The organism is Micromonospora vinacea (assembly GCF_015751785.1).
Lineage (GTDB): Bacteria > Actinomycetota > Actinomycetes > Mycobacteriales > Micromonosporaceae > Micromonospora > Micromonospora vinacea.
Map to the genome: position 1 here is coordinate 4,455,351 of NZ_JADOTY010000001.1, position 25,003 is coordinate 4,480,353.

25 protein-coding genes and 1 riboswitch are annotated in these 25,003 nt (G+C 72.4%); of the genes, 20 read left to right on the forward strand and 5 right to left on the reverse strand.

Annotation, left to right across the window (positions count from 1 at the left end; all coding sequences use genetic code 11):
• Window positions 1–7 precede the first annotated feature (7 nt).
• The 4 genes from IW249_RS21030 to IW249_RS21045 all read left to right on the forward strand — a co-directional run bounded on the left by IW249_RS21030 (window position 8) and on the right by IW249_RS21045 (window position 5,508).
• The gene (locus IW249_RS21030) at window positions 8–2,500 is read left to right on the forward strand and encodes an ATP-binding protein (RefSeq protein ID WP_196922329.1); all 2,493 of its coding nucleotides are present in this window, start codon (window positions 8–10) and stop codon (window positions 2,498–2,500) included.
• Between the two features lie 85 nt (window positions 2,501–2,585).
• Window positions 2,586–3,143: a peptide deformylase gene (gene def, locus IW249_RS21035; RefSeq protein WP_030335682.1), complete on the forward strand. Its 558-nt coding sequence runs from the start codon at window positions 2,586–2,588 to the stop codon at window positions 3,141–3,143.
• 5 nt (window positions 3,144–3,148) lie between these two features.
• Window positions 3,149–4,075, forward strand: coding sequence for a methionyl-tRNA formyltransferase (gene fmt, locus IW249_RS21040; protein ID WP_196922330.1), 927 nt, complete (start codon window positions 3,149–3,151; stop codon window positions 4,073–4,075).
• Window positions 4,072–5,508: an RsmB/NOP family class I SAM-dependent RNA methyltransferase gene (locus IW249_RS21045; protein ID WP_196922331.1), complete on the forward strand. Its 1,437-nt coding sequence runs from the start codon at window positions 4,072–4,074 to the stop codon at window positions 5,506–5,508. The genes fmt and IW249_RS21045 overlap by 4 nt, the downstream gene beginning before the upstream one ends.
• A 46-nt stretch (window positions 5,509–5,554) precedes the next feature.
• Here IW249_RS21045 and IW249_RS21050 read toward each other — a convergent pair whose 3' ends face one another.
• Both IW249_RS21050 and IW249_RS21055 read right to left on the reverse strand, forming a co-directional pair.
• Window positions 5,555–6,445 carry a septum formation family protein gene (locus tag IW249_RS21050; protein ID WP_196922332.1) on the reverse strand — a complete coding sequence of 297 codons (891 nt, stop codon included), beginning with the start codon at window positions 6,443–6,445 and terminating at the stop codon, window positions 5,555–5,557.
• 82 nt (window positions 6,446–6,527) lie between these two features.
• Entirely contained in the window at window positions 6,528–7,418 is an 891-nt protein-coding gene (locus IW249_RS21055) for a septum formation family protein (RefSeq protein ID WP_196922333.1), read from the reverse strand.
• Window positions 7,419–7,671: 253 nt separating this feature from the next.
• On the opposite strand from IW249_RS21055, the gene rpe reads away from it, so the two are divergent.
• From rpe to ribH, 7 genes are all read left to right on the forward strand, one after another.
• Complete coding sequence (gene rpe, locus IW249_RS21060) at window positions 7,672–8,352, forward strand: ribulose-phosphate 3-epimerase (protein WP_030335689.1); 681 nt, start codon at window positions 7,672–7,674, stop codon at window positions 8,350–8,352.
• 1 nt (window position 8,353) lies between these two features.
• The gene (locus tag IW249_RS21065) at window positions 8,354–9,310 is read left to right on the forward strand and encodes a response regulator (protein ID WP_196922334.1); all 957 of its coding nucleotides are present in this window, start codon (window positions 8,354–8,356) and stop codon (window positions 9,308–9,310) included.
• A gap of 78 nt (window positions 9,311–9,388) precedes the next feature.
• Window positions 9,389–9,559, forward strand: a riboswitch (FMN riboswitch).
• Window positions 9,560–9,725: 166 nt separating this feature from the next.
• The gene (ribD, locus tag IW249_RS21070) at window positions 9,726–10,787 is read left to right on the forward strand and encodes a bifunctional diaminohydroxyphosphoribosylaminopyrimidine deaminase/5-amino-6-(5-phosphoribosylamino)uracil reductase RibD (protein WP_196922335.1); all 1,062 of its coding nucleotides are present in this window, start codon (window positions 9,726–9,728) and stop codon (window positions 10,785–10,787) included.
• A 1-nt stretch (window position 10,788) separates the two neighbouring features.
• Window positions 10,789–11,427, forward strand: a complete 639-nt coding sequence (locus tag IW249_RS21075) for a riboflavin synthase (RefSeq protein ID WP_196922336.1) — start codon at window positions 10,789–10,791, stop codon at window positions 11,425–11,427.
• Window positions 11,427–12,116, forward strand: coding sequence for a nicotinamide riboside transporter PnuC (pnuC, locus tag IW249_RS21080; protein WP_196922337.1), 690 nt, complete (start codon window positions 11,427–11,429; stop codon window positions 12,114–12,116). Before IW249_RS21075 ends, pnuC begins: the two co-directional genes overlap by 1 nt.
• Entirely contained in the window at window positions 12,113–13,378 is a 1,266-nt protein-coding gene (locus IW249_RS21085; protein WP_196922338.1) for a bifunctional 3,4-dihydroxy-2-butanone-4-phosphate synthase/GTP cyclohydrolase II, read from the forward strand. The genes pnuC and IW249_RS21085 overlap by 4 nt, the downstream gene beginning before the upstream one ends.
• 2 nt (window positions 13,379–13,380) lie before the next feature.
• Entirely contained in the window at window positions 13,381–13,881 is a 501-nt protein-coding gene (gene ribH / locus IW249_RS21090) for a 6,7-dimethyl-8-ribityllumazine synthase (protein ID WP_091401939.1), read from the forward strand.
• A 19-nt stretch (window positions 13,882–13,900) separates the two neighbouring features.
• On the opposite strand, the gene IW249_RS21095 is transcribed toward ribH, so the two are convergent.
• The 3 genes from IW249_RS21095 to IW249_RS21105 are packed head-to-tail and all read right to left on the reverse strand — an operon-like array spanning window position 13,901 to window position 16,353.
• Window positions 13,901–14,644, reverse strand: a complete 744-nt coding sequence (locus IW249_RS21095) for an amino acid ABC transporter ATP-binding protein (protein ID WP_307788653.1) — start codon at window positions 14,642–14,644, stop codon at window positions 13,901–13,903.
• A 3-nt stretch (window positions 14,645–14,647) separates the two neighbouring features.
• Complete coding sequence (locus tag IW249_RS21100) at window positions 14,648–15,493, reverse strand: amino acid ABC transporter permease (protein ID WP_196922339.1); 846 nt, start codon at window positions 15,491–15,493, stop codon at window positions 14,648–14,650.
• Window positions 15,490–16,353 carry an ABC transporter substrate-binding protein gene (locus tag IW249_RS21105; protein WP_196922340.1) on the reverse strand — a complete coding sequence of 288 codons (864 nt, stop codon included), beginning with the start codon at window positions 16,351–16,353 and terminating at the stop codon, window positions 15,490–15,492. The genes IW249_RS21100 and IW249_RS21105 overlap by 4 nt, the downstream gene beginning before the upstream one ends.
• 133 nt (window positions 16,354–16,486) lie before the next feature.
• On the opposite strand from IW249_RS21105, the gene IW249_RS21110 reads away from it, so the two are divergent.
• The 9 genes from IW249_RS21110 to pheT all read left to right on the forward strand — a co-directional run bounded on the left by IW249_RS21110 (window position 16,487) and on the right by pheT (window position 24,988).
• Window positions 16,487–16,750: a phosphoribosyl-ATP diphosphatase gene (locus IW249_RS21110; protein WP_030335709.1), complete on the forward strand. Its 264-nt coding sequence runs from the start codon at window positions 16,487–16,489 to the stop codon at window positions 16,748–16,750.
• Between the two features lie 49 nt (window positions 16,751–16,799).
• The gene (hisG, locus tag IW249_RS21115; protein WP_030488425.1) at window positions 16,800–17,645 is read left to right on the forward strand and encodes an ATP phosphoribosyltransferase; all 846 of its coding nucleotides are present in this window, start codon (window positions 16,800–16,802) and stop codon (window positions 17,643–17,645) included.
• Window positions 17,646–17,979: 334 nt separating this feature from the next.
• Window positions 17,980–18,453: a PH domain-containing protein gene (locus tag IW249_RS21120; RefSeq protein ID WP_181549307.1), complete on the forward strand. Its 474-nt coding sequence runs from the start codon at window positions 17,980–17,982 to the stop codon at window positions 18,451–18,453.
• Window positions 18,454–18,949: 496 nt separating this feature from the next.
• Complete coding sequence (gene infC, locus IW249_RS21125) at window positions 18,950–19,594, forward strand: translation initiation factor IF-3 (RefSeq protein ID WP_196922341.1); 645 nt, start codon at window positions 18,950–18,952, stop codon at window positions 19,592–19,594.
• Window positions 19,595–19,614: 20 nt separating this feature from the next.
• Window positions 19,615–19,809: a 50S ribosomal protein L35 gene (gene rpmI, locus IW249_RS21130; protein ID WP_007458415.1), complete on the forward strand. Its 195-nt coding sequence runs from the start codon at window positions 19,615–19,617 to the stop codon at window positions 19,807–19,809.
• A 32-nt stretch (window positions 19,810–19,841) separates the two neighbouring features.
• Entirely contained in the window at window positions 19,842–20,234 is a 393-nt protein-coding gene (gene rplT / locus IW249_RS21135) for a 50S ribosomal protein L20 (RefSeq protein WP_091087503.1), read from the forward strand.
• An 83-nt stretch (window positions 20,235–20,317) separates the two neighbouring features.
• Entirely contained in the window at window positions 20,318–21,115 is a 798-nt protein-coding gene (locus IW249_RS21140) for a TrmH family RNA methyltransferase (RefSeq protein WP_196922342.1), read from the forward strand.
• Window positions 21,116–21,333: 218 nt separating this feature from the next.
• A complete protein-coding gene (pheS, locus tag IW249_RS21145; protein WP_196922343.1) occupies window positions 21,334–22,401 on the forward strand; it encodes a phenylalanine--tRNA ligase subunit alpha in 1,068 nt (355 codons plus the stop codon).
• 40 nt (window positions 22,402–22,441) lie between these two features.
• Window positions 22,442–24,988, forward strand: a complete 2,547-nt coding sequence (pheT, locus tag IW249_RS21150) for a phenylalanine--tRNA ligase subunit beta (RefSeq protein WP_196922344.1) — start codon at window positions 22,442–22,444, stop codon at window positions 24,986–24,988.
• Window positions 24,989–25,003 lie beyond the last annotated feature (15 nt).

Here is a 25,003-nt window from a genome sequence, read left to right on the forward strand (position 1 = left end):
GGGTCGCATGTCTGAGCAGTGGGTACCTTCCGGCACTCATCAGACGTCACACGGGCTGCCCGCAGCGTTCGAGCTGGCCCGCGCCGCCACCGAGGCGCAGACACTGCCCGAGTTGGCCGGGTTGCTGCGCCAGCTGCGCCGCCGCGAAGCCCGTCAGCAGGGCGAGACCCTGCTGACGTACCGGCAGCTGGCCGCGAAGACCGGCTGGTCGCGCGGGATCATCGGGGAGTACTTCGCCGGCAACATCCTGCCGCCACCGGAGCGGTTCGACGCCCTCATCCGACTGCTCGGGGCGACCCCCGCCGAGCAGGGGGTGCTGGCCACCGCGCGGGACCGGGTCGAGGAACGACGTCGACGCCCTAACCGGGACCACGCGAGCACCGGGCGGGCGGTCGTTCGGGCCAGGGCCGGCGGCCCGCGCACCGGTACGCCGTACCCCCGTTTCCCGGTGCCCCGCCAACTGCCCCCGGCGCTGCCCGGGTTCGTCGGACGCGCGACCCAACTCGCGCAGCTCGATGCGGAGTGCGCCGGCGCCGTGACGCCCGAGGGCGACGGCGTGGCGTCGGTCACCCTCATGACGCTGTCCGGTACGGCGGGAGTCGGCAAGACGACCCTCGCCGTCACCTGGGCACACCGGGTCGCTGATCGCTTCCCGGACGGCCAGCTCTACGTCGACCTGCGCGGGTTCGACTCCACCGGAACGGTGGTGACGGCGGTCGAGGCGGTTCGAGGCTTCCTGGAGGCACTTGAGGTGCCACCCGAACGCATCCCCACCCACCTGCCCGCGCAGGTGGGCCTCTACCGCAGCCTGCTCGCCGGACGCCGGATGCTGGTGCTGCTGGACAACGCCCGCGACGCCGACCAGGTCCGGCCCCTGCTGGTCGGCAGCTCGAGCTGCCTGGTCCTGGTCACCAGCCGCAACCGGCTCGCCGGCCTGGTCGCCACCGAGGGTGCCCGGCCGATCGGCGTCGACCTGCTCAGCACCGCCGAGGCCTGGCAACTGTTGGCCCGGCGGCTCGGCGCGGACCGGTTGGCCGCCGAGCCGCAGGCGGTCGACGAGATCATCGAGCGGTGTGCGCGGCTGCCGCTGGCGCTGGCCGTGCTCGCCGCCAGAGGCGCGGAGAAGCCGGCGTTCCCACTGGCCGCCCTCGCGGCAGAACTGCGGGCGGCACCGCGACCGCTCGACTCGTTCGACGGTGGGGATGCCGGGACCGACGTGCAGGCCGTCTTCTCCTGGTCGTACCGGAGCCTGACGCCGCAGGCGGCACGCGTGTTCCGGCTCTTCGGCTGCCATCCCGGACCGGACATGGGCTTCGCGGCAGCGGCCAGTCTGGCCGGGCTGCCCCGGGCCCAGGTGCCCCGACTGCTGGCGGAACTGGCTCACGCGCACCTCGTCACCGAGCACACCCCCGGCCGGTTCGGCGCGCACGACCTGCTCCGGGCGTACGCGGCCGAGCAGGTCGAACGTCTCGAACCGGCGCAGGCCCGACGGGCCGCGATCCGGCGCGGGTTGGACCACTACCTGCACACCGCGCACGCGGCGGCGCTGCTGCTGCAACCGGGCCGGGACCCGGTCACCCTCGCCGCCGTCGCACCGGGTGTGGTGCCCGAGGAGATCGCCGACCTCGGTCAGGCGCTGGCCTGGTTCAGCGTCGAGTATCCGGTGCTGCTGGCTGCGGTCGCCCACGCGAGGCGGTCCGGGTTCGACAGCCATGCGTGGCAGCTGGCCTGGACACTCGTGGACTTCCTGCAACGCCGGGGGCGGTGGCCGGACCTGGCCGTGGCCCAGCGGAACGCCCTGGCCGGGGCGCAGCGGGCCGGCGACCGACCCGGGCAGGCGAACGCCCACCGCGACCTCGCCCGGGTGCTGTCCCGGCTGGGTCGGGTGAACGAGGCGGCGAGGAGCTACCGCCAGGCCCTGGTGATCTTCGCGGAGCTGGGTGACCACACCGGGCAGGCGCGTACCCACCGGGCGTTCGGGGCGATGTTCGACGGGCTCGGCCGGCACGCCGAGTCGCTGGAGCAGAGCGAGCGCGCCCTGGCGCTGTACCGGGCCGCCGGGCACATCGCCGGGGAGGCCAGCGCCCGCAACGCGGTGGGGTGGGCGCACGCCCAACTCGGCCAGTACGCGCCGGCGCTCGGGCACTGCCGGGCGGCGTTGGCGCTGCTGCGGACGACAGGCGACCGGCACGGTGAGGCGAACACCTGGGACAGCCTCGGCTTCATCCACGCCCAGTTGGGTGACCACCGTGCGGCGATCCGCTGTTTCCAGCGGGCGCTCGGGCTGTACCGGCGGGTCAGCGACCGCTACGACGAGGCGGACACCCTGTCCCGGCTCGGCGAGAGCCGGCGGGCCGTGGGGGATGCGGCCGGCGCCGCGCGTACCTGGCGTCGTGCTGTGGGCATCCTCGACGATCTCGGTCATCCGGACGCCGAGCGGGTGCGGGACCTGTTGGCCGGGGAGTGCGCCGGTGACGCTGGGCACACCGGCGGTGGTTGATCGAGGTGCGCCGGACGGTGTTCTGCCGGGCACTCCGTAGACTGGTACGGCACCGCTCGTCCGCCCGAAGAAGGAGCCGTCCCGCGTGACCGTCCAGCCCATCCGTCTGTTTGGGGATCCGGTGCTGCGCACGCCGGCCGATCCGGTCGTCGACTTCGACGCCGAGCTACGTCGGCTCGTCGCCGACCTCACCGACACGATGCGTGAGCAGAACGGCGCCGGCCTGGCCGCGCCGCAACTCGGTGTGAGCCTGCGGGTGTTCACCTTCGACGTCGACGACGTCCTCGGGCATCTGATCAACCCGGTGTTGGAGTTCCCCGACGAGGAGGAGCAGGACGGCCCGGAGGGCTGCCTGTCGATCCCCGGGCTCTACTTCGACACCAAGCGTCGGCAGAACGTCGTCGCCAAGGGCTTCAGCTCGTTCGGCGACCCCGTGCAGATCGTCGGCACCGGCCTGATGGCGCGCTGCGTGCAGCACGAGACCGACCACCTCGACGGGGTGCTCTTCCTGGACCGACTGGACCCGGAGGGCCGCAAGGAGGCCATGAAGGCGATCCGCCAGGCCGAGTGGTACGACGCGGCGGCCCCGCCCACTGTCAAGCTCAGCCCGCACATCAGCGACCCCTTCGGTCTGGGGCGCTGACCCGGATGCGCGTGATCTTCGCCGGCACGCCGGCTGTCGCCGTGCCCGCCCTGGCCGCCGTCGCCGCGTCCCGACACGAGCTGGTGGCCGTGGTCACCCGGCCCGACGCGCCCGCCGGGCGTGGGCGGGGTCTGTCCCGCTCCCCGGTCGGCGAGTGGGCCGACGAGCACGGCGTCGAGGTGCTCACGCCCGCCCGTCCCCGCGACCCGGAGTTCCTCGACCGGCTGCGCGAGCTGGAGCCGGACTGCGTGCCGGTGGTCGCCTACGGCGCGCTGGTGCCGCCGGCGGCCCTGGAGATCCCCCGGCACGGCTGGATCAACCTGCACTTCTCCCTGCTGCCCGCGTGGCGGGGCGCCGCACCCGTGCAGCACGCCGTGCTGCACGGGGACGAGCTGACCGGTGCCAGCGTCTTCCAGTTGGAGGAGGGCCTGGACACCGGCCCGGTCTACGGCACGCTGACCGACGAGATCCGCGCCGCCGACACCTCCGGTGACCTGCTGGGGCGGCTCGCCGATTCCGGCGCCGGGCTGCTGGTGGCGGTGCTCGACGCGATCGACGACGGCACCGCCCGGGCCGAGCCGCAGCCGGCCGACGGGGTGTCGCTGGCGCCGAAGCTGACAGTGGACGACGCGCGGGTGCGCTGGAGTGACCCGGCCTTCGCCGTGGACCGGCGGATCCGGGCCTGCACGCCCGCACCGGGCGGCTGGACGACCTTCCGCGACGAGCGGGTGAAGCTCGGCCCGGTCGTTCCGGTGCCCGACGGCCCCGAGCTGAAGCCGGGGGAGTTGCTGGTGGAGAAGTCCCGGGTGCTGGCCGGCACGGCGACTGTGCCGGTGCGTCTCGGCGAGGTCCGCGCCGCGGGCAAGCGGGCCATGAGCGCCACCGACTGGGCGCGCGGCGTCCGGGTCGGCACTGGAGAGGAATTCGCGTGACGGCACCGGAGGGAACCCGACCGACGCGCTCCGGCCCGTCGACCGGCCGTGGCGGGGACCGCCGCCCGGTCCGGCCACCGATGGACCGACCGCGCCGCGCCGCGTACGAGGCGGTGGCGGCGGTGCACCGCGACGACGCGTTCGCCAACCTGGTGCTGCCCATCATCCTGCGCGAGGAGGGGCTGTTCGGTCGGGACGCTGCCTTCGCCACCGAGCTGACCTACGGCACCCTGCGCCACGTGGGCACGTTGGACGCGATCCTGACCGACGCGGCGGGCCGGGACGTGGCCCGGATCGACCCGCCGGTACGCGACGCGCTGCGGCTCGGGGCGTACCAACTGCTGCACACCCGGGTGCCAGCGCACGCCGCGGTCTCGTCGACTGTCGACCTGGTCCGTTCGGTCGCACCGGGCGCCACCGGCTTCGCCAACGCGGTGCTGCGCGAGGTGTCCAGCCGTGACGCGGACGCCTGGGTGGCGAAGCTCGCCCCACCGATGGAGACCGACCCGGTCGGTCACCTCGCGTTGGCGTACAGCCATCCCCAGTGGATCGTGCGGGCCTTCTCCGAGGCGCTCGACGGCGATCTGGGTGAGACGGCCCGCCTCCTGATCGAGGACAATGAGCGTCCGCCGGTGCACCTCTGCGCCCGGCCCGGGCTGATCGACCCGGTCGAGCTGGCCGACCAGGTCGGCGGTGCGCCCGGTGCCTTCTCGCCGTACGCCGTCTATCTGCCCGGTGGCGCGCCGGGCGACATCCCGGCGGTGGTCGACGGCCGTGCCCACGTGCAGGACGAGGGCTCCCAGCTGGTGGCCGCCGCACTCGCCGACGCGCCGTTGGACGGCCCGGACGGGCGTTGGCTGGACCTGTGCGCCGGCCCGGGTGGCAAGGCCGGCCTGCTCGGCGCGCTGGCCGCGCAGCGGGGTGCCCGGGTGACAGCGGTCGAGGTGGCCGAGCACCGGGCTCGGCTGGTCTCCCTGGCGACCCGGGACCTGCCGGTGGCCGTGCTGACCATGGACGGCCGTGAGGTCGGCGGCGACCCGAAGCTGCCCGAGCAGCACTTCGACCGGGTGCTGGTGGACGCGCCGTGCACGGGGCTGGGCTCGCTGCGTCGTCGGCCGGAGTCGCGCTGGCGTCGCCAGCCGTCCGACCTGCCGCCGCTGACCCGGCTGCAACGGGAGTTGCTCGGCGCGGCACTGCGGGCGGTCCGCCCGGGCGGCCTGGTCGCCTACGTCACCTGCTCGCCGCACACCGTCGAGACGCACGTGACGGTCACCGAGGCGGCCCGCCGCAGCGGGGTTTCGGTGGACTTCGTGGACGCCCGGCCGCTGCTGCCGGCCGGCATGCCCGGTCTCGGTGACGGGCCGACCGTGCAGCTCTGGCCACACCGCCACGGCACCGACGCGATGTTCCTCGCCGTCCTGCGCCGAGGCTGATCCGACCCGCGCGTCCGGCCGGTCACCCGACCGGCCGGACGTTCGATCAGGTGACGGGGAGCCCCTTGGTGCCGGCGTTCTTCATCGAGCGGGTCAGGTTCCGGTCGGAGATCCAGAGGAAGCACTGCACGCCCCGGTTGCCGTTGCGCCACTCCTCCTCGTACGGCTGGTAGTAGATCGTGCCGGCGCGGAAGTCGAGCTGCGAGTTGTCCGGGACCTTGGCGTACCTGGCGATCATCGTCTGGCAGGCCTGGTGGGTCCGCTTGGTGCCGCGGGTGAACTCGGCGTAGCTGGTGTCCGGTGCCTGCCAGACGCCGACGAACTCGGCGTGGTGCTTGGCGGTGCAGGAGACCGGCACCATCTCGTCGATGTTGTCCTTGACCATCTTCGGGTTGAAACAGCGGTACGCCAGCGGGGCGGCGCCGGACAACGCGCCCCGGAGGCTGCCGGTGCGCAGGTCGACAGCGGTGTCGTCGATGCTGGAGATCTCGGTGACGTCGCAGCGGTACCAGCGTGCCCCGCCCGACCAGGCCGGCGGCGACGGCAGCACGACGGTCAGGCCGAGCCGCCCGGACCGCCAGTCGGCGCCCACCGCCTTGTTCACCGCCGTGTCGCATCCGGCCTGCGCGGCCCGCATGCCGGCCGAGCCGGGCTGCGGGGGAGTGCCGCCCTCGGCGCCCCGGCCGGTGAGGGTGCCGACGTGCATGGTCTCCACCCGGTGCGCCTCGGTGCACGCCGTCGGGTTGTAGCCGGTCAGGAAGCCGACCTGCTGGGAGCTGTGGTGGCAGACGTCGGCGGCGGGGACGAACTGCTGCGCCGCGACGGGCGCCGGCCAGTCGTCGATGAGGTCACGGTCGACTCCGGCGGGTGCGCCGCACCCGGCCAGCGCCAGGACCAGCGCCCCACCCCCGGCCAACGCCGCCAACCACCGTCGCATCCCGACCTCCCGCCGCTGGTGGCCCCCGACCGGACCCCGCCGGTCGGTAGCGCCACGGCGCAGCAGCATACGGCACCGAGGCTCAGATCGCGGGCAGTCCCTCGGGGCCGGCGCCGCGCATCGAGCGGGTGAGTTTGCGGTCGTCGCTCCACAGGAAACAGCGCACTCCACGGTCGCCCTCCTCCCACTCCCGTTGGGACGGCGGGTAGTAGATGGACCCGGCCCGGTACGGCAGCTCGCTGTTGTTGGGCACCGCCGCGTACTCGGCGATCAGCGCCATGCAGCGCTGGTGCGCCTGCTCGGCGGACTTGGCGAACTCCGCCCAGCTCATGTCCCGCTCCTCGTAGACGCCCACGAACTCGGCGCGGTGCGGCTCGGTGCAGAGCACCGGCGCCATGTAGTTGAGGTTGTCGCCGATCAGCTTGGGGTCGAAGCAGCGGTGGGTCAGCGGCGAGTCGCCGATCAGCGCGCCGCGCAGGCTGCCGGTGCGGTTCACCGGGCGGGTGTTGTCGATGCTGCCGGTCTCGCTGAGGTCGCAGCGGAACCAGCGGGCGCCGCCAGCCCAGGCGGGCGCGGACGGCAGCGCGAGGGAGAGCGCGAGTCGGGCGGTGTGCCAGTCGCCGCCGAGCACCTGCCGGGCCCGCTGGTCGCACTCGGCGCGAGCCGTGCGCAGCGCCGACGACCCGGGCTCCGGTCGGGCCTCGGTCAGCGCGTCGGGCCCGACGAAGGTGCCGACGTGGATGGTCTCGGCCAGGTGGTTACGCGCGCAGTCCACCGTCTCGTACGTGCTGGCCTGCACCACAGCGGCGATCCGCGGCAGACAGGTGTCGGTGGCGGGGGTGAACGGCTTCGGCACCCGCAGCGTCGGCCAGTCGTCGGTGAGATCGCCGTCCGCGCCCCGCGCTGGCGCGCAGCCGGCCAGCAGCATCGTGGTGACGCCGGCCAGCACCAGCGCTGGAAGCCACCGTCGCATCGTCCGCCCTCCCGTGAGCTGGCGGCCGGTCACCGCGCCCCGCGGCGAGACCCCGGCGGGCGTGCAGCCTACGCACCGTCCCGGTTGGAGTGTCGTCGCGTTTCCGTCGATCGGCCAGTCGCTGATGTCTGTTCGTCCGGATTCGGGGGTCCGGAGCGTCCAATTCTGCACCACTGGTCACTGCTGGATCACAGCGCGTCCCCGAAGGTGGCGCGATGCGGGTGGCGGGTGGCCACGTTCGTACACTGGCCCCGTGACCGTACCGCCGCCAATCGTCGCGCCGAGCATCCTGGCCGCCGATTTCGCCCGCCTCGCCGAAGAGGTCCGTGCCGTCGAGGACGCCGCGGACTGGTTGCACGTCGACGTGATGGACAACCACTTCGTGCCGAACCTGACCATTGGGCTGCCCGTGGTGCAGAGCCTGCGGGCTGTCACGGCGATGCCCTTCGACGTCCACCTGATGATCGAGGACCCGCGCCGGTGGGCCCCCGGCTACGCCGACGCCGGGGCGTACAACGTCACCTTCCACGCGGAGGCGTCCGACGACCCGGTGGCGTTGGCCAAGGACCTGCGCTCGGCCGGCGCGAAGGCGGGCCTGGCCATCGACCGGGACACCCCGATCGAGCCCTACCTGGACCTGCTGCCCAGCTTCGACACCCTGCTGATCATGACGATCAAGGCGGGCTTCGGTGGGCAGCGGTTCATTCCGCAGCTGCTGGAGAAGGTCCGGACGGCCCGGCGGCACGTGTCGGCCGGGCACCTGGAACTGCGCATCGAGGTCGACGGTGGGATCGCCGCCGACACCATCGAACAGGCGGCCGCCGCGGGCGCCGACGCGTTCGTGGCCGGCACCGCCGTGTACGGGGCCGCCGACCCGGCGGAGGCGGTACGGCACCTGCGGGCACTGGCGGAACGCGCGGCTCCCGGGGCCTGAGGTGGAGCCCGAGGCCGACCGCAAGGACATCATTCTCGTCGTGGACGACGACGAGGACATCGCTCGTTTCGTCGAGTTCAACCTGCGGCTGCACGGCTTCGAGGTGATCCACGCCAGCGACGGCCAGGAGGCGCTGGAGGTCATCGAGCGCCAGCGACCGGACCTCGCCGTGGTCGACCTCATGATGCCCCGGATCGACGGGCTTGAGCTGACCCGGCGGCTACGCGCCGACCCGATGACCTCGGCCCTTCCGGTGATCATGCTGACGGCCAAGGGGATGACCGTCGACAAGGTGCACGGGCTCAGCGCCGGCGCGGACGACTACCTGGTCAAGCCGTTCGACACCGCCGAACTGGTGGCCCGGGTCTCGTCCACGCTGCGCCGCAACAAGGAGTTCCGGGAGGTCTCGCCGCTGACCGGGCTGCCCGGCAACAGCCGGATCCGCCGGGAGATCAGCGACCGGGTCCGGCAGGGCGTGGACTACGCGGTCGGCTACGTCGACATCGACCGGTTCAAGAGCGTCAACGACCGGTACGGCTTCGTCCGTGGCGACGACTTCATCTCCGCGCTGGCCCGCAGCCTGCACCGGGCGGTGGTGGGCGTCGGACTGCCACCGGCCTTCCTCGGCCACGTCGGCGGTGACGACTTCGTCATCGTCTGCGCCCCGGACCAGGTGCGCCCGCTGACCTCCCAGGCGGTGGTCGACTTCGAGAACACCGCCGACACGCTCTACGACCCGACCGACCGGGAGCGGGGCTTCGTCGAGTTGAAGGACCGCCGCGGCAACATCCGGCGCGCGGCCCTGGTCACGCTCTCCATCGGGGTCTCGCTCTCCGACGCCGGCAAGCGGTTCTCCGACCCCCTCGAAGCGATCGCGATGGCCTCGGAGATGAAGACGGTCGCCAAGAGCCAACCGGGCTCGTACGTGGCGGTGGACCGGCGTCGCGGCGTCACCTGAGCGTGATAGCGCTGTGAAGTAGCTCGCCTAGGTGGCGGCGGAGCCGGATCGGCGTGTAAGACTTCCCGTGTACCCACCACGCGCTGGCGGGACTCGGTGAAATTCCGAACCGGCGGTGATCCACGGTCCAACCGTGGTCAGCCCGCGACCCGGACGGCTCTGCCGTCCGGTGGACCTGGTGAAAATCCGGGGCCGACGGTTGGGGGCGGTTCGTCCGCGCCCAGACAGTCCGGATGGGAGACAGCGCGCGGGACGGACGGGTCCGAGCCGGCCGCTGGCTTCAGCGTGCCGTGCCGACCCCCCGGGGCGGCTCCGCCGTTCCCGGAATCCGCCACCGCCTGCCCGTGGCCCCATGGCCACCGCCTCCCTGACCGCCCGCGCGCGGACCGGCGAGTGAGAGGGCAGGGGCAGGGCGATGGCCAGCGTCTCCGTTGATGAGGCGATGCGGCGTGCGATCGAGTTGGCGGCGCGCGGGCTCGGCACCACCAGCCCCAACCCGGTGGTCGGGTGCGTGCTGCTCGACGAGGACGGCGAGGTCGTGGGCGAGGGTTTCCACGCGTACGCCGGCGGGCCGCACGCCGAGATCGTCGCGCTGGCACAGGCCGGGCGGCGGGCCAAGGGTGGCACGGCTGTCGTCACTCTGGAGCCCTGCGACCACACCGGCCGCACCGGTCCCTGCAGTTCCGCGCTGGTCCAGGCGGGGGTGGGCCGGGTGGTCATCGCCGTGCCCGATCCCAACCCGGTCGCCTCCGGTGGCGCCGCCACCCTGCGCGCCGCCGGGGTCCGGGTCGACCTGGGGGTACGCGGCGAGGAGGCCGAGGCCGGCAACGTCGCGTGGCTGACCTCGATGCGCCGGGGCTGGCCGTACGTGATCTGGAAGTACGCCGCCACCCTCGACGGGCGCTCCGCCGCGGCGGACGGCACCAGCATGTGGATCACCTCGGAGGCGGCACGGATCGACGTGCACGCGCTGCGCGGCACTGTCGACGCGGTCATCGCCGGGGTGGGCACCGTGCTCGCCGACGACCCCCGGTTGACAGCCCGCAACCTGCGCGACGGCAGCCTGGCCATCCGGCAGCCGCTGCGGGTGGTGGTGGACAGCTCGGGGCGTACCCCGGCTGACGCCAAGGTCCGCGACGGCGCCGCGCGGACGTGGATCGCGACCGCCGACGAGGTCGGCGCCGACCCGGACGGCCGGGTCGACCTGTCGGCGCTGCTCGCGGCGCTGCACCAGCGCGGGGTCCGCGCGGTGCTGCTGGAGGGCGGCCCCCGGCTGGCCGGCGCGTTCCTGGAGGCCGGCCTGGTCGACAAGATCGTCGGGTACGTCGCGCCGCGATTGCTCGGCGCCGGTCCGACCGCTCTGGTCGACGCGGGAGTGACCACCATCGCCGAGGCAATCGATCTGGAGTTCGTCGACGTTACGCAGATCGGTCCGGATATCCGGATCACCGCTTTGCCCCGCAAACGGGAGGGCTGAGATGTTCACTGGCATCATCGAGGAATTGGGCGAGATTGTCCGGGTCGCGCCGACGGCGGGCGATTCGGCGCTGCTCGGCGTACGCGGCCCGCTGGTCACGTCCGACGCCCGGCACGGCGACTCGATCGCCGTCAACGGTGTCTGCCTGACCGTCGTGGAGGTGGCCGACGGGGTCTTCACCGCCGACGTGATGGGGGAGACGCTGCGTCGCTCCGCGCTGGGCGCGCTGCGCCCCGGCGACCCGGTCAACCTGGAGCGGGCCGCAGCGCTCGGCAGCCGGCTCGGCGGGCACCTGGTGCAGGGCCACGTCGACGGCGTCGGCGAACTGATCTCCCGCGAGCCGGCCGAGCAGTGGGAGACCGTCCGGTTCCGACTGCCCGCCGCCCTGTCCCGGTACGTGGTGGAGAAGGGCTCGATCACCATCGACGGTGTCTCGTTGACGGTGGCCGCCGTCGGCGCGGACGAGTTCGCCGTCGGGCTGATCCCGACCACGCTCAAGCTGACCACGCTCGGCGCGAAGGGCGTCGGCGACCCGGTCAACCTGGAGGTCGACGTGCTGGCCAAGTACGTCGAGCGGCTGCTCGGCGACCGGCTCACCGACGCTCGCGGGGTGGCCTCGAACCCGGGCGGAGTGGCCTGATGGGCCCGCTCAGCTGGCTGCTGGACGCCCAGGTGCAGGTCGCCGGCTCGCCGGTGCTGGCCCGGGAGATCGTCGGCAACGCGTTCGGTCTGGTCTCGGCGCTGCTCGGGCTGCGCCGCCTGGTCTGGGCGTGGCCGGTCGGCATGATCGGTAACGCGCTGCTCCTCACCGTCTTCCTCGGCGGGGTGTTCGCCACCCCGCAGGCGCACGACCTGTACGGGCAGGCCGGCCGGCAGGTGTTCTTCTTCGCCGTCAGCGTCTACGGCTGGTGGCGCTGGCAGCGCAACCGTCGCGCCGACGGCGGGCAGGCCGCGGTCGTCCCGCGCTGGGCCACCGGACGGGAGCGCCTGATGCTGCTGGTGGCCGCCGTGCTCGGCACCGCCGCGGCGTACCCGCTGCTCAAGGCCCTGGGCTCGTGGGGCCCGCTGCCCGACGCCTGGATCCTCACCGGCAGCCTGCTGGCCACCTACGGCATGGCCCGCGGCTGGGTGGAGTTCTGGCTGCTCTGGATCGCGGTCGACGCGGTCGGCGTGCCGCTGCTGCTGCGGGGCGGGTTCTACCCGTCGGCCGTCATGTACCTGATCTACGGCGCCCTCTGCGTCTGGGGCTTCGCCGCCTGGTGGCGCACGTCCCGCGCCACCCGGCCGGCTGCCGCCCGCACGCCCACCTACACGGAGGCCATCGCATGACCAGCTTCGGAAGCATCGAGCAGGCGATCGCGGACATCGCGGCCGGGCGGCCGGTCGTCGTGGTCGACGACGCGGACCGGGAGAACGAGGGCGACCTGATCTTCGCGGCCGAGTTGGCCACGCCGGAGCTGATGGCGTTCATGGTGCGCTACACCTCCGGATACGTCTGCGTGGCGCTGACCGAGAGCGAAGCCGACCGGCTCGACCTGCCGCCGATGCACCACACCAACCAGGACCGGCGCGGCACCGCGTACACGGTGACAGTGGACGCCCGCGAGGGCGTCGGCACCGGCATCTCGGCGGCCGACCGCGCGCACACCAGCCGGCTGCTCGCCGGCGCGGCGACCGACCCGACCGATCTGGCCCGCCCCGGGCACGTGGTGCCGCTGCGCGCCCGTGAGGGCGGGGTGCTGCGCCGGCCGGGGCACACCGAGGCGGGGATCGACCTGACCCGGCTGGCCGGGCTGCGTCCGGCCGGCGTGCTCTGCGAGCTGGTCAACGACGACGGCACCATGATGCGCCTGCCGGACCTGGAGAAGTTCTCCGCCGAGCACGGCCTCACGCTGGTCACCATCGCCGACCTGATCGCCTACCGGCGGCGTACCGAAAAGCAGGTCGAGCTGGTCGCCGACGCCCGGATGCCGACGAAGCACGGGGTGTTCCGGGCGCTCGGCTACCGCGCCGAGCACGACCCGGCCGAACACGTCGCGATGGTGCTCGGTGACCTCGGTGACGGCCAGGACGTGCTGGTCCGGGTGCACTCCGAGTGCCTGACCGGGGACGTGTTCGGCTCGCTGCGCTGCGACTGTGGGCCGCAGCTGGACGCCGCGCTGGCTCGGGTCGGGCAGGAGGGCCGGGGCGTGGTGCTCTACGTCCGGGGGCACGAGGGGCGCGGCATCGGCCTGCTGCACAAGTTGCAGGCGTACCAGTTGCAGGACCTGGGCCGCGACACCGTCGACGCCAACCTCGACCTGGGCCTGCCGGCCGACGCCCGCGACTACGGCACCGGCGCGCAGATCCTCTACGACCTGGGCGTGCGCTCGATGCGGCTGCTGACCAACAACCCGGCCAAGCGGGCCGGGCTGGAGGGGTACGGGTTGACCATCACCGGCCGCGAAGGGCTTCCGGTCGGCGCGCACCCGGAGAACATGCGCTACCTGCGCACCAAGCGGGACCGGATGGGTCACCTGCTGGACGAGTTGGACGAGGTGTCCGAGGCGCCGTTGGGGCGTCCGGTCGCCAATGACGAGATCGGAGCATGACGATGGCGGGTTTCGGTGAGCCGGGAGTCGAGGCGGTCGACGCCGCGGGGCTGACCGTCGGGGTCGTTGCCGCCCGCTGGCACGGCGAGCTGACCGACCACATGCTGGAGCGTGCGGTGGCCGCCGCCGAGGCGTGCGGCGCTCGTTCCGTCGTCGCCCGGGTCGCCGGGTCGGTCGAGCTGCCGGTGGTCGCGCAGGCCCTCGCCCGCCGCTGCGACGTGGTGGTCGCCCTCGGCGTGGTGGTCCGCGGGTCCACCGCCCACTTCGACTACGTCTGCCGTTCGGTCACCGATGGGCTGACCCGGGTGGCGTTGGACGAGGGCAAGCCGGTGGCGCACGGAGTGTTGACAGTGGAGACCATCGAGCAGGCCCGCGACCGCGCCGGTCTGCCCGGCTCGGCGGAGGACAAGGGCTGGGCGGCCACCGTCGCGGCGCTCGACGCCGCGCTGGCCGTGCGGACCGTGGCGGCGGGCAACGCCCAGCGGGTCGGCTTCGGCGGCTGACGCCTCCGCCGACCCTCGCTCAGAGCCGACCGGCCTCGATGATCCGGCGCAGGAACTGCCGGGTACGAGGCTGCGTCGGCTCGCCGAGCACCTGCTCGGGCGGGCCGCTCTCGACGACCCGCCCGGCGTCGAGGAAACACACCTCGTCGGCGACCTCCCGGGCGAAACCCATCTCGTGGGTGGCCAGCACCATGGTCATCCCGTCGGCCTTCAGGTCGCGGATCATCGCCAGCACCTCGCCGACCAGCTCCGGGTCCAGCGCGGAGGTGACCTCGTCGAGCAGCATCAGTCGGGGTGAGTTGGCCAGCGCCCGGACGATCGCCACCCGCTGCTGCTGACCGCCGGAGAGCCGGTCCGGATAGGCGTCCGCCTTGGCGCCCAGTCCCACCCGGTCGAGCAGCTCCCGGGCCTGCGCCTCGGCCTCCGCCCGGCCCCGCCCGTGTACGCGGCGCGGCGCGAGGGTGATGTTGTCCAACACGCTCAGGTGCGGAAAGAGGTTGTACGCCTGGAACACCATGCCGATCCGCCGCCGGACCCGGTCCGGGTCCACCCGGGGGTCGGAGATGTCCTCCCCGTCCAACTCGATGGTGCCGTCGTCGAGGTCGTCCAGCAGGTTGACGCAGCGCAGCAGTGTCGACTTACCGGACCCGGACGCGCCGATCAGAGCCACCACCTGGTGCTCGGCGACGGTCAGATCGAGCTGGTCGAGCACGACGTGCCCGCCGAACTCCTTGCGCAGCCCTCGACAGCGCAACAACGCCACGGCTCAGCCTCCCGACTGTCGGCGGGCCGCGCGCAGCGTCACCCAGTCGGTGACCGCGATCAGCGGGATCGCGAGCAGCACGAAGAGCACCCCCGCCACGATGTACGGCGTGTAGTTGAAGGTCTGGGCGGTGGCGATCTGGGCGGCGCGGACCGCGTCGATCGGCCCCGCGAGCGAGACCAGCCCGACGTCCTTCTGCAACGCCACCACGTCGTTGAGCAGGGGAGGCGCCACCCGGCGGACGGCCTGCGGCAGGACCACGTGCCGCATCGTCTGCCGGTAGGTCAGGCCCAACGAGCGGGCCGCCGCGAGTTGGCTGGAGTGCACCGACTCGATGCCGGCCCGGAACACCTCGGCGAGGTAGCCGCCGTAGGTGAGGACCAACGCGATCCCACCCAGCACCAGCACCGGCGGCATGCCCTGCAACCGCAGCCCCGGCACGCCGAGGGTGAGCAGGTAGAGCACGATGATCAGTGGTAGGCCGCGGAAGGTGTAGGTGTAGCCGGCGGCCAGCGCGCGGACCGGGAAGAAGACCGGCCCGCGCAGCGTCCGCAGCACGGCGATCACCAGCCCGAGCAGCAGCGCGCCGATCGCACAGCACACCAGCAGCCGTACGTTGAGCCAGAGCCCGCTCAGCACCGTCGGCAGCGCGTCGCGGGCGATCTCCGGATCCAGGAACGACAGTCGGACCCGGTCCCAGCCCGGCGCTCCGGTCACCGCGATCACCAGCAGGGTGCCGAGCGCCGCCGTCGAGGCCGCCGCGACCACCACGCTGTAGACGGTCTGCCGACGCCGGTACGCCGAGCGCCGCAGCTGCGCCTCGGACGGCACATGATCCAGAAGCGTCACCGCAGCTCGGCCGCCCCCGCCACCTGGGCGAGCCACTTCTGCTCCAGCTGCTTCAGCGTGCCCGCCGTGGCGAGTTGACCGACCGCCCCGCTCACGCAGGACGTCAGTGGGGAGTTCTTGTCCAGCAGCAACCCGAACGCCTCGGGCGTACCGACCTGCGGCACCTGCCCGACGATCGTCGCGTCGGTGATCTCCGCGCCGGTGATGTAGAAGGCGGTCGGCAGGTCCACCACGATGCCGTCGAGCTGCCCGTTCTGGAGCGCCTTCTTGGCGTCGTCGTTGCTGTTGTAGACCTGCGGCTTGGCGGTCGGCTTGATCACCTCGGTGATCGCCTGGTAGCTGGTGGTGCCGACCTGCGCGCCGAGCCGGGCGTCGCGGAGCTCGGCCAGCGACGTCCTGTTGGCGATCTTCGAGGACTTCAGCGCGATGACTGTCTGCCGCACCAGGTAGTACGGCGCGGAGAAGTCGACCGCCTGCTTGCGCTCCTCCGTGATGGAGAACTGGTTGATGTCGAAGTCGAAGTCCTTCGGCCCCGGCGCGATCGCGGTGTCGAACTTGACCCGGGTCCAGGTGACGTCGGCGCGGGCGTAACCGAGCTTCTCGGCCACCGCGTACGCGACGGCGGACTCGAAGCCCTCACCGTTGTCCGGTGTGTCGTCGGAGAACCACGGCTCGTACGCGGGCTGGTCGGTGGCGATGGTCAGCTTGCCCGGCGTACGCGTGGGCAGGCTGTCCTTGGCGCAGGACGCCGCTGCGGTGACAGTGGGGGTGGGATTCTCGTCCTGCGGCGCGCATCCGGCGGTCGCTACGACGACGGCGCCGGCGACTGTGAGCGCGAGGAGACGTGAGCTGCTGGCCATGGCGGACAGCGTAGAGCTCCACGGGCATCGATCGACAATTGTCCCACCATGTTGATAGGGAATTGTCCGCTTGCTGGATTCCGGCGGACCCGGACGCGGGGCGTCGCCCGGGTGGCTGGAAGAATCGTTCCTCGTGAAGACGTTCGAGGAGTTGTTCGCCGAGCTGCAGGCCAAGGCCGCCGCCGGCACCCCGGGCTCGGGCACCGTCGCCGCGCTGGACAAGGGCGTGCACTTCATCGGCAAGAAGGTCGTCGAAGAGGCGGCCGAGTCGTGGATGGCCGCCGAGCACGAGGGGCCGGAGCGCACCGCCGAGGAGATCTCCCAGCTGCTCTACCAGGTCCAGGTGCTGATGCTCGCCAGTGGTCTCGAGCTCAAGGACGTCTACCGACATCTGTGAGTGCCCCCCACCCCGTTGATCGCCATCCGGATCGAAGGAGCACTCCGTCATGCTGCGTGTCGCCATTCCCAACAAGGGCACCCTGGCCGAACCGGCCGCCCAGATGCTGCGCGAGGCGGGCTACCGCCAGCGCACCGACCCCAAGGACCTCGTCTGCCGGGACGAGGCCAACGACGTCGAATTCTTCTACCTGCGCCCGAAGGACATCGCCACCTACGTCGGCTCCGGTGACCTCGACCTCGGCATCACCGGCCGCGACCTGCTGATCGACTCGGCCGCGCCGGCCGAGGAGGTCGTCGACCTCGCCTTCGGCCGGGCCACCTTCCGCTTCGCCGCCCGCCCCGACGACATCGCCTCCGTCCAGGAGCTGGGCGGTCACCGGATCGCCACCGCGTACCCGGGGCTGGTCGAGCGGCACCTCGGCGAGGTGGGGGTCAAGGCCGACGTCATCCGCCTCGACGGTGCCGTGGAGAACGCCGTACGCCTCGGCGTCGCCGACGTGATCGCGGACGTCGTGGAGACCGGCGCGACCCTGCGCCAGGCGGGCCTGGTGGTCTTCGGTGAGCCGCTGCTGCGCTCCTCGGCGGTGCTGGTCCGGCGCGCCGGCGCACCTGCGCAACCGCAGGCCGAGCAGTTGCTGCGCCGCCTGCACGGTGTGCTGGTGGCCCGCCGCTACGTGATGCTCGCCTACGACGTGCCGGCCGGTCTGCTGGACCGGGCCAGCGGGCTCACCCCGGGCATCGAGTCGCCCACCGTGTCGCCGCTGCACCGCGAGGGCTGGGTGGCGGTGCAGGCGATGGTGCTCCGCGACGACGTGCACCGCATCATGGACGAGCTGTACGAGCTGGGCGCCCGCGCCATCCTCGTCACCAACATCCACGCCTGCCGCCTCTGACCGTCCCCCGTCCCGAGCGCGGCTGGACCGGGTGTCCGCGCGCCCGTTCCACTGCTAGCTCGTCGATCATGGAGTTGTGGTGGGCGACAAAGCGCCCGCAGAACCCCAAACCAGGCACCACAACTCCATGATCGCCAAGCCCAACCTGACCCTGCTCCGCGGCGATCTTGCACTTTCTGCACCGACACAAGGCGCATATCACCCTGTATCGACAACCGAAACCGCAAGATCGGCGACCCTTCCGCTCGCCAGGGGGCACAGGACTCGCGGTTCGGGGGTGGCGGCTCGGCGGGTGGTGCGTTTGGTGGACGATTACGGATGGCAGACTGGTGGGGTGAGTGAAACCGAACTGGTCCGCCTGAAGCCCCGCCGCATCCGCGTGGTCTGCTGGTCGGCGGCGGCTGCCCTGGTGGTGGTGTTCGGTCTGGTCGCCACCTCGCTGAGTGGCCCGACCGGCGATGGTTACGGCAGCTTCCAGCGCGGCGACCAGATCGCCATGATCGGCCTGGGCATCTTCGGGGCGTTGGGCTTCCTGCTGTTCACCCGCCCCCGGGTGGAGGCGGACGCGCGGAGCATCCGGGTGCGGAACGTCATCAGCTCCTACGAGCTGCCCTGGGAGGTTGTCCGGGGCGTCCGCTTCGACCGGGGCGCGCCGTGGGCCAGCCTGGAGCTGCACGACGACGACCTGCTGCCGATGGTCGCGTTGCAGGCCGCCGACAAGGAGTTGGCCGTCGACGGGGTCCGCGCGCTGCGTCGGCTGCACGAGGCCCACCAGGCCCGCCTCGCCGAACGCGCCGTCGGCCGCTGATCCAGCCACATCACCCACCGCCCGTCCCGACGCTGCCCACCCGCCAGGCCGTGCGCCCCTCGCCAAGATCTGGACAACTTCTCTGAAACTGCTGCCTCCCGGCACGCTGAGGCAGCAGTTTCAGGGAACATGCGCGGATCTTGGCGGGCCGCCGCGCCGGCTCCTTGACCGCAGGTGGTGCCCGGTTTGGGGGTGGCCGGGGCGCCGGTGTACTGTTGTCGAGTCGACCAGGCTGTCTCCGCGTGCGAGCAGACAGCCTTGAAAGCGGAGCGCCTGCTCCCACCCGAGTCGCCGCTACGGTGGCCGGGTCCGGTCACCGGTTTCGGGCATGTCCCGGAGCCGGATGCGCGATCCTTGTGATCGTGCTGACCGGTCGAGCGGGCCCTGGCATGCGCCGGGGCCTTCTGCTTTTCGGGTCGGTTCCCTCCTGGGAGCCGCAGGGGTCGGCGACTGAGCAGAAACGACTCGAGGAGGCCCCATCAGCGTCGAACCACGCGTGAACGAGCAGATCCGGGCACGTGAGGTCCGACTGGTCGGCCCAGAGGGTGAGCAGGTGGGCATCGTCCCGCTGGAGCGCGCTCTTCAGCTGGCCGCGGACGTCGATCTGGACCTGGTCGAGGTTGCGCCGATGGCGCGCCCGCCGGTGTGCAAGCTCATGGACTTCGGCAAGTTCAAGTACGAGAGTGCACTCAAGGCGCGCGAAGCGCGGCGTAATCAGCAGCAGACCGTCATCAAGGAAATGAAGCTTCGACCGAAGATCGACCCGCACGACTACGAGACCAAGAAGGGTCACGTGGTGCGGTTCCTCAAGGCGGGCGACAAGGTCAAGGTGACGATCATGTTCCGCGGTCGCGAGCAGAGCCGCCCGGAGCTGGGTTACCGGCTCCTGCGCCGGCTCGAGTCCGAGATCACGGACCTGGGATACGTCGAGGCCGCTCCGAAGCAGGACGGCCGAAACATGATCATGGTTCTCGCCCCGCATCGGGCCGTCAAGGCCTCCGCGGTCGCCGCTACGGCGTCTCGCGGTGCACCTCGGGACCGGGCGGACGAGTCCGCTCCGGCAGCCGATGAGACCGCGGCGGTCGGCGAGACCGCAGCAGCCGGTGACACCGGCCTCGCCGCCGACACCAGCGGCGAGTAACAGGGGAGAAGACGTTCCACATGCCGAAGATGAAGAGCCACACGGGTATGGGTAAGCGGGTCAAGGTGACCGGCAAGGGCAAGATCGTTGCCCAGCAGGCCGGCCTCCGCCACAACCTGGAGAAGAAGCCCTCCACCCAGACCCGCCGGCTGACCGGCACGGTCGTGCTGGCCAAGGCCGACGTCAAGCGCATCAAGAAGCTGCTCGGCCGCTGACGCGCGCCACCTTTACGTAATAAGGAGTTGAGATGGCACGCGTCAAGCGGGCTGTAAACGCCCAGAAGAAGCGTCGTACCCTGCTGGAGACCGCGAGCGGTTACCGTGGTCAGCGCTCCCGCCTGTACCGCAAGGCCAAGGAGCAGGTGCTGCACTCGATGCAGTACGCCTACCGGGACCGTCGCGACCGCAAGGGCGACTTCCGGCAGCTGTGGATTCAGCGGATCAACGCAGGCGCCCGGGCCAACGGGATGACCTACAACCGTCTGATCCAGGGCCTGCGTCTGGCCGGCATCGAGGTCGACCGCAAGATCCTGGCCGACATGGCTGTCAACGACGCCGCCTCTTTCGCGGCGATCGTCGAGCTGGCCCGGGCCGCGGTCGCGGCCGAGGGCACCGGCGGCGCGGCGGCTCAGGCCGCCTGATCCCCACGCACCAGAGCGAGGCGTCTCCCGTGTCGGCACCGCCGTCCGGGGGGCGCCTCAATCGTGTCGGAGGAACGCACACCATGGCCTTCACCCCGCGTACCCCCAGGGTTGTCGCCGCCCGCCGCCTGCAACGCCGCCGGGACCGCGACGCCACCGGCCGTTTCCTGGCCGAGGGCCCGCAGGCGGTCCGCGAGGCCCTCGCGCGGCCGGGGGTGGTCACCGAACTGTTCGGTACGACCACCGCGCTCGACCGGTATCCGGAGTTGGCCGCCACGGCGGCCCGCGCCGACGTGCCGGTCTCCGAGGTGACCGACGATGCCATCGCGGCGCTGGCCGAGACCGTCGCCCCGCAGGGCCTCGTCGCCGTCTGCCGGCACCTCGACGTGTCGCTGGAGCAGGCCCTCGCGGGTGCGCCCCGGCTGGTGGCGGTGCTCGCCGAGATCCGCGACCCGGGCAACGCCGGCACGGTGCTGCGCACCGCCGACGCGGCCGGCGCGGGTGCGGTGATCTTCGCCGGAGACGCCGTCGACCCGTACAACGGTAAGTGTGTGCGGGCCTCGGCCGGCAGCCTCTTCCACGTCGACGTGGTGCGCGCCACCGACCCGATCGCGGTGGTCGAGGCGCTGCGCGCCGCCGGGTTGTCGATCTTCGCCACCACGGGGTACGGCGACAGCGACCTGGACGACCTGACCGACTACGGTCGGCTCGTCGGGCCCACCGCCTGGTTGTTCGGCTCCGAGGCGCACGGGCTGCCCGAGGAGTTGACCGCCGCCGCCGACGCCCGCGTGCGGGTGCCGCTGTACGGGCGCGCGGAGAGCCTTAACCTGGCTGCCGCCGCCGCGGTCTGCCTGTACGCTTCAGCGAGAGCACAGCGCTGAGGTGATCGTGCCAGGCGCGACTGACAGCAGGGGAGAGCGTCCGTCCATGAACGCGACACGGCGTTCGTTTAGCCAGCCCGCCGGTGTCGGCGGGCGGCGGGCCTGACCTGCTCCCTGCACAACTCCTACCGGCGGGCTGCGGCACAGCCGCGCGTCCGTAGACTCGCCTAGCCGCCCCGGTGAGGGCTGGCGCCGCCGTGAGGGAGTGCCCGTACGCCATGAGCTACCGCAACGATCCGTACGACCCGAAGCAGGTCGCCCTGCTCGACCCCGCCGCCCTGGACGAGGCCGTCGCGGACGCCACGAAGGCGTTCACGGCGGCCGCCGACCCGGACGCGCTGACCGCGCTGCGCTCGGTGCACCTGGGTGACCGGTCACCGGTCTCCCTCGCGCGCCGGGAGATCGGGGCGCTGCCGCCGGCCGCGAAGTCCGACGCCGGCAAGCGGGTCAACGAGGCCCGCCGGGCGATCGAGACCGCGTACGCCGACCGCGCCGAAGTGCTGGAGCGCGAGCAGGCCGAGCGGGTGCTGGTCGAGGAGCGGGTGGACGTCACCCTGCCCTACGACCGGCGTCCACGTGGCGCTCGGCACCCGTTGAGCACCCTGATGGAGTCGATCAGCGACCTCTTCGTCGGGATGGGCTACGAGGTGGCCGAGGGGCCCGAGGTCGACCTGGAGTGGGTCAACTTCGACGCGTTGAACATCCCCGCCGACCACCCGGCGCGCGGGTTGATGGACACCTTCCACATCGCACCCGAGGGCTCCGGCCTTGTTCTCCGCACGCACACCTCGACGGTGCAGACCCGCACGATGCTCAGCCGCAAGCCGCCGATCTACGTGATCGTGCCCGGCCGCGTCTACCGCACCGACGAGATCGACGCCACCCACAGCCCGGTGTTCCACCAGGCCGAGGGTCTGGTGGTCGACAAGGGCATCACGATGGCGCACCTGCGGGGCACGCTTGACCACTTCGCCCGGGCGATGTTCGGTCCGGAGGCGAAGACCCGGTGGCGGCCGCACTACTTCCCGTTCACCGAGCCGTCGGCGGAGTTCGACGTGTGGTTCCCGGAGCACCGTGACGGCCCACAGTGGGTCGAGTGGGGTGGCTGCGGCATGGTCAACCCGCGGGTGCTGCGCGCCTGCGGCGTCGACCCGGAGGTCTACTCCGGATTCGCCTTCGGCATGGGCATCGACCGGACCCTGATGGTCCGGCACGGGGTCAGCGACATCCGCCATCTCTTCGAGGGCGACGTGCGGTTCAGCCGCGCGCTCGGGACCGGGGCGTAGGCGATGCGGGTACGAGACACGGGAACGGTGGTCTGAAGTCATGCGAGTTTCTGTCAGTTGGCTGCGGGAGTACGTCGACCTCCCCGCCGACCTGCCCACCGGTGACCTGGAGCAGGCCCTGGTCGACCTCGGCATCGAGGTCGAGTCCGTGGTGGACCTGGCCGAGACCGTCACCGGCCAGCTGGTCGTCGGTGAGGTCCGCGAGATCGAGGAGCTCACGGGCTTCAAGAAGCCGATCCGGTTCTGCCGGGTCGACGTGGGTGCCGCCAACGGCACCGGCGAACCGCAGGAGATCGTCTGCGGGGCCCGTAACTTCGCCCCGGGCGACCGGGTGGTGGTGATCCTGCCCGGCGGCGTGCTGCCCGGCGGTTTCGCGATCGGCGCCCGCAAGACGTACGGGCACAACTCGGCGGGCATGATCTGCTCGGCCAAGGAGCTGGGCCTCGGCGACGACCACTCCGGCATCATCGTGCTGGGGCCGGACGTGACGGCGAAGCCCGGCGACGACGCGCGCCCGGTGGTCGGTCTCGACGACGTCGTGCTCGATCTGGAGATCACCCCCGACCGGGGGTACGCGCTGAGCCTGCGCGGCCTGGCCCGGGAGTTGTCGCACGCGTTCGACGTGCCGCTGCGCGACCCGGCCCTGGCGCCGGCCCCGGGCGGCACCGAGACGCCGGCGTACCCGGTGGAGGTTCGTGACACTGTCGGCTGCGACCGGTTCACGGCCCGCCTGGTCCGTGGGGTAGACCCGACCGCGCCCACGCCGTCCTGGATGCAGCAGCGGCTCGTCACCGCCGGCATCCGCAGCATCTCGCTGCCCGTCGACATCACCAACTACGTGATGTTGGAGCTGGGTCAGCCGATGCACGCCTTCGACGCCGACCGGATCGCCGGGCAGCTGGTGGTCCGCCGCGCCGAGGCGGGGGAGAAGCTGACCACCCTCGACGGCGTCAACCGGGTGCTCACCAGCGACGACATGGTCATCTGCGACGACACGGGGCCGATCTCGCTCGCGGCGGTGATGGGCGGCGAGACCAGCGAGGTCGTCGCCGGCACCACCACGGTGCTCTTCGAGGCGGCGCACTGGGATCCGGCGATGGTCGGGCGCACCGCCCGCCGGCACAAGCTGTTCAGCGAGGCCGCGAAGCGTTGGGAGCGGGGCGTCGACCCGGCCGTGGCGCTGGTCGCGCTGGAGCGTGCCGTGCGGCTGCTCACCGAGCACGGCGGGGGCACGCCGAGCGCGGAAATCCTGGACATCGACCACGTTCGGCCGCGTACCCCGATCAGCCTTCCGGCGGACCTGCCGACCCGGCGGGTCGGTGTGGAGTACCCGCCGGCGCGGGTGGTCGCCCTGCTGGAGCGGGTGGGCTGCACCGTCGCGCAGGGCGCGGACCGGCTGTCCGAGGACCCGGGCGCGGTCGGCGTGGCCAGCGGCGTCGGGACGGTGCTGAGCGTGACCCCGCCGACCTGGCGGCCCGACCTGACCGACCCGGCCGACCTGGTCGAGGAGGTGGTCCGCCTCGACGGGTACGACAGGGTGCCGTCGGTGCTGCCGACCGCGCCTCCGGGGCGCGGTCTGACCCCGCGGCAGCGTCGCCGCCGGGCCGTCGCCTGGTCGCTGGCCGAGCGGGGGTACGTGGAGGTGCTCGCGCACCCGTTCGTGTCGCCGGAACTGGCCGACCAGCTCGGCCTGCCGGCCGACGACACGCGTCGGCCCGCGGTGCGGCTGGCCAACCCACTGTCCGAGGAGGAGCCGCTGCTGCGCACCACGCTGCTCGGCCCGCTGCTCGGCATCCTCAAGCGCAACCTCGGCCGGGGTCACCGCGACCTCGCCCTCTACGAGATCGGTGCGGTCTTCCACCCGCGCGTCGGCGCCGGCAGCCCGCCGGCGATGGGCGTGGATCGGCGCCCCACCGACGAGGAGTTCGCAGCCGCCGACGCGGTGGTGCCGGCGCAGCCGGTGCACGTCGCGGTGGTGCTCTCCGGCGACCTCGACCCGGCCGGCTGGTGGGGGCCGGGTCGACCGGCCGGCTGGGCGGACGCGATCGAGGCGGCCCGTGACGTACTGGCCGCCGCCGGGATCCCCGACGAGCAGGTCGAGGTGCGCGCCGCCGAGTACGCCCCGTGGCACCCGGGCCGCTGCGCCGAGCTGCGGGTCGACGGCTCGGTCGTCGGCCACGCCGGCGAGCTGCACCCGACGGTGGTCGCGACGCTGGAGCTGCCCCGCCGCACCAGCGCGATGGAGCTGAACCTCGACGCGCTGCCGGCGACCCCTGTGACGCCCGCGCCGACGGTCTCCGGCTTCCCTCCGGCGCTGATCGACGTGGCCCTGGTGGTGGACGACTCGGTGCCGGCGGAGCAGGTGCGCCGGGCGCTGGAGGCGGGCGCCGGTGAGCTGCTGGAGGACGTGCGACTGTTCGACGTGTATTCCGGCGCGCAGCTCGGCGAGGGTCGCCGGTCGCTGGCGTACAAGCTCACCTTCCGCGCACCGGATCGGACGCTCACCGTCGAGGAGGCGGTAGCGGCACGGGACGCGGCGGTCGCCGTTGCGGCGGAGCGCCTGGGCGCCACCCTGCGCGGCGCCTGACGGCCCCACTCCCCG

Coding starts and splice junctions, on each gene's coding strand:
- IW249_RS21030 (WP_196922329.1), top strand. CDS start 8: ATGTCTGAGCAGTGGGTACCTTCCGGCACTCATCAGACGTCACACGGG.
- fmt (WP_196922330.1), top strand. CDS start 3,149: ATGCGCGTGATCTTCGCCGGCACGCCGGCTGTCGCCGTGCCCGCCCTG.
- IW249_RS21050 (WP_196922332.1), bottom strand. CDS start 6,445: ATGCGACGGTGGTTGGCGGCGTTGGCCGGGGGTGGGGCGCTGGTCCTG.
- IW249_RS21055 (WP_196922333.1), bottom strand. CDS start 7,418: ATGCGACGGTGGCTTCCAGCGCTGGTGCTGGCCGGCGTCACCACGATG.
- ribD (WP_196922335.1), top strand. CDS start 9,726: ATGGCCAGCGTCTCCGTTGATGAGGCGATGCGGCGTGCGATCGAGTTG.
- IW249_RS21075 (WP_196922336.1), top strand. CDS start 10,789: ATGTTCACTGGCATCATCGAGGAATTGGGCGAGATTGTCCGGGTCGCG.
- pnuC (WP_196922337.1), top strand. CDS start 11,427: ATGGGCCCGCTCAGCTGGCTGCTGGACGCCCAGGTGCAGGTCGCCGGC.
- IW249_RS21085 (WP_196922338.1), top strand. CDS start 12,113: ATGACCAGCTTCGGAAGCATCGAGCAGGCGATCGCGGACATCGCGGCC.
- ribH (WP_091401939.1), top strand. CDS start 13,381: ATGGCGGGTTTCGGTGAGCCGGGAGTCGAGGCGGTCGACGCCGCGGGG.
- IW249_RS21105 (WP_196922340.1), bottom strand. CDS start 16,353: ATGGCCAGCAGCTCACGTCTCCTCGCGCTCACAGTCGCCGGCGCCGTC.
- hisG (WP_030488425.1), top strand. CDS start 16,800: ATGCTGCGTGTCGCCATTCCCAACAAGGGCACCCTGGCCGAACCGGCC.
- rpmI (WP_007458415.1), top strand. CDS start 19,615: ATGCCGAAGATGAAGAGCCACACGGGTATGGGTAAGCGGGTCAAGGTG.
- rplT (WP_091087503.1), top strand. CDS start 19,842: ATGGCACGCGTCAAGCGGGCTGTAAACGCCCAGAAGAAGCGTCGTACC.
- IW249_RS21140 (WP_196922342.1), top strand. CDS start 20,318: ATGGCCTTCACCCCGCGTACCCCCAGGGTTGTCGCCGCCCGCCGCCTG.
- pheS (WP_196922343.1), top strand. CDS start 21,334: ATGAGCTACCGCAACGATCCGTACGACCCGAAGCAGGTCGCCCTGCTC.
- pheT (WP_196922344.1), top strand. CDS start 22,442: ATGCGAGTTTCTGTCAGTTGGCTGCGGGAGTACGTCGACCTCCCCGCC.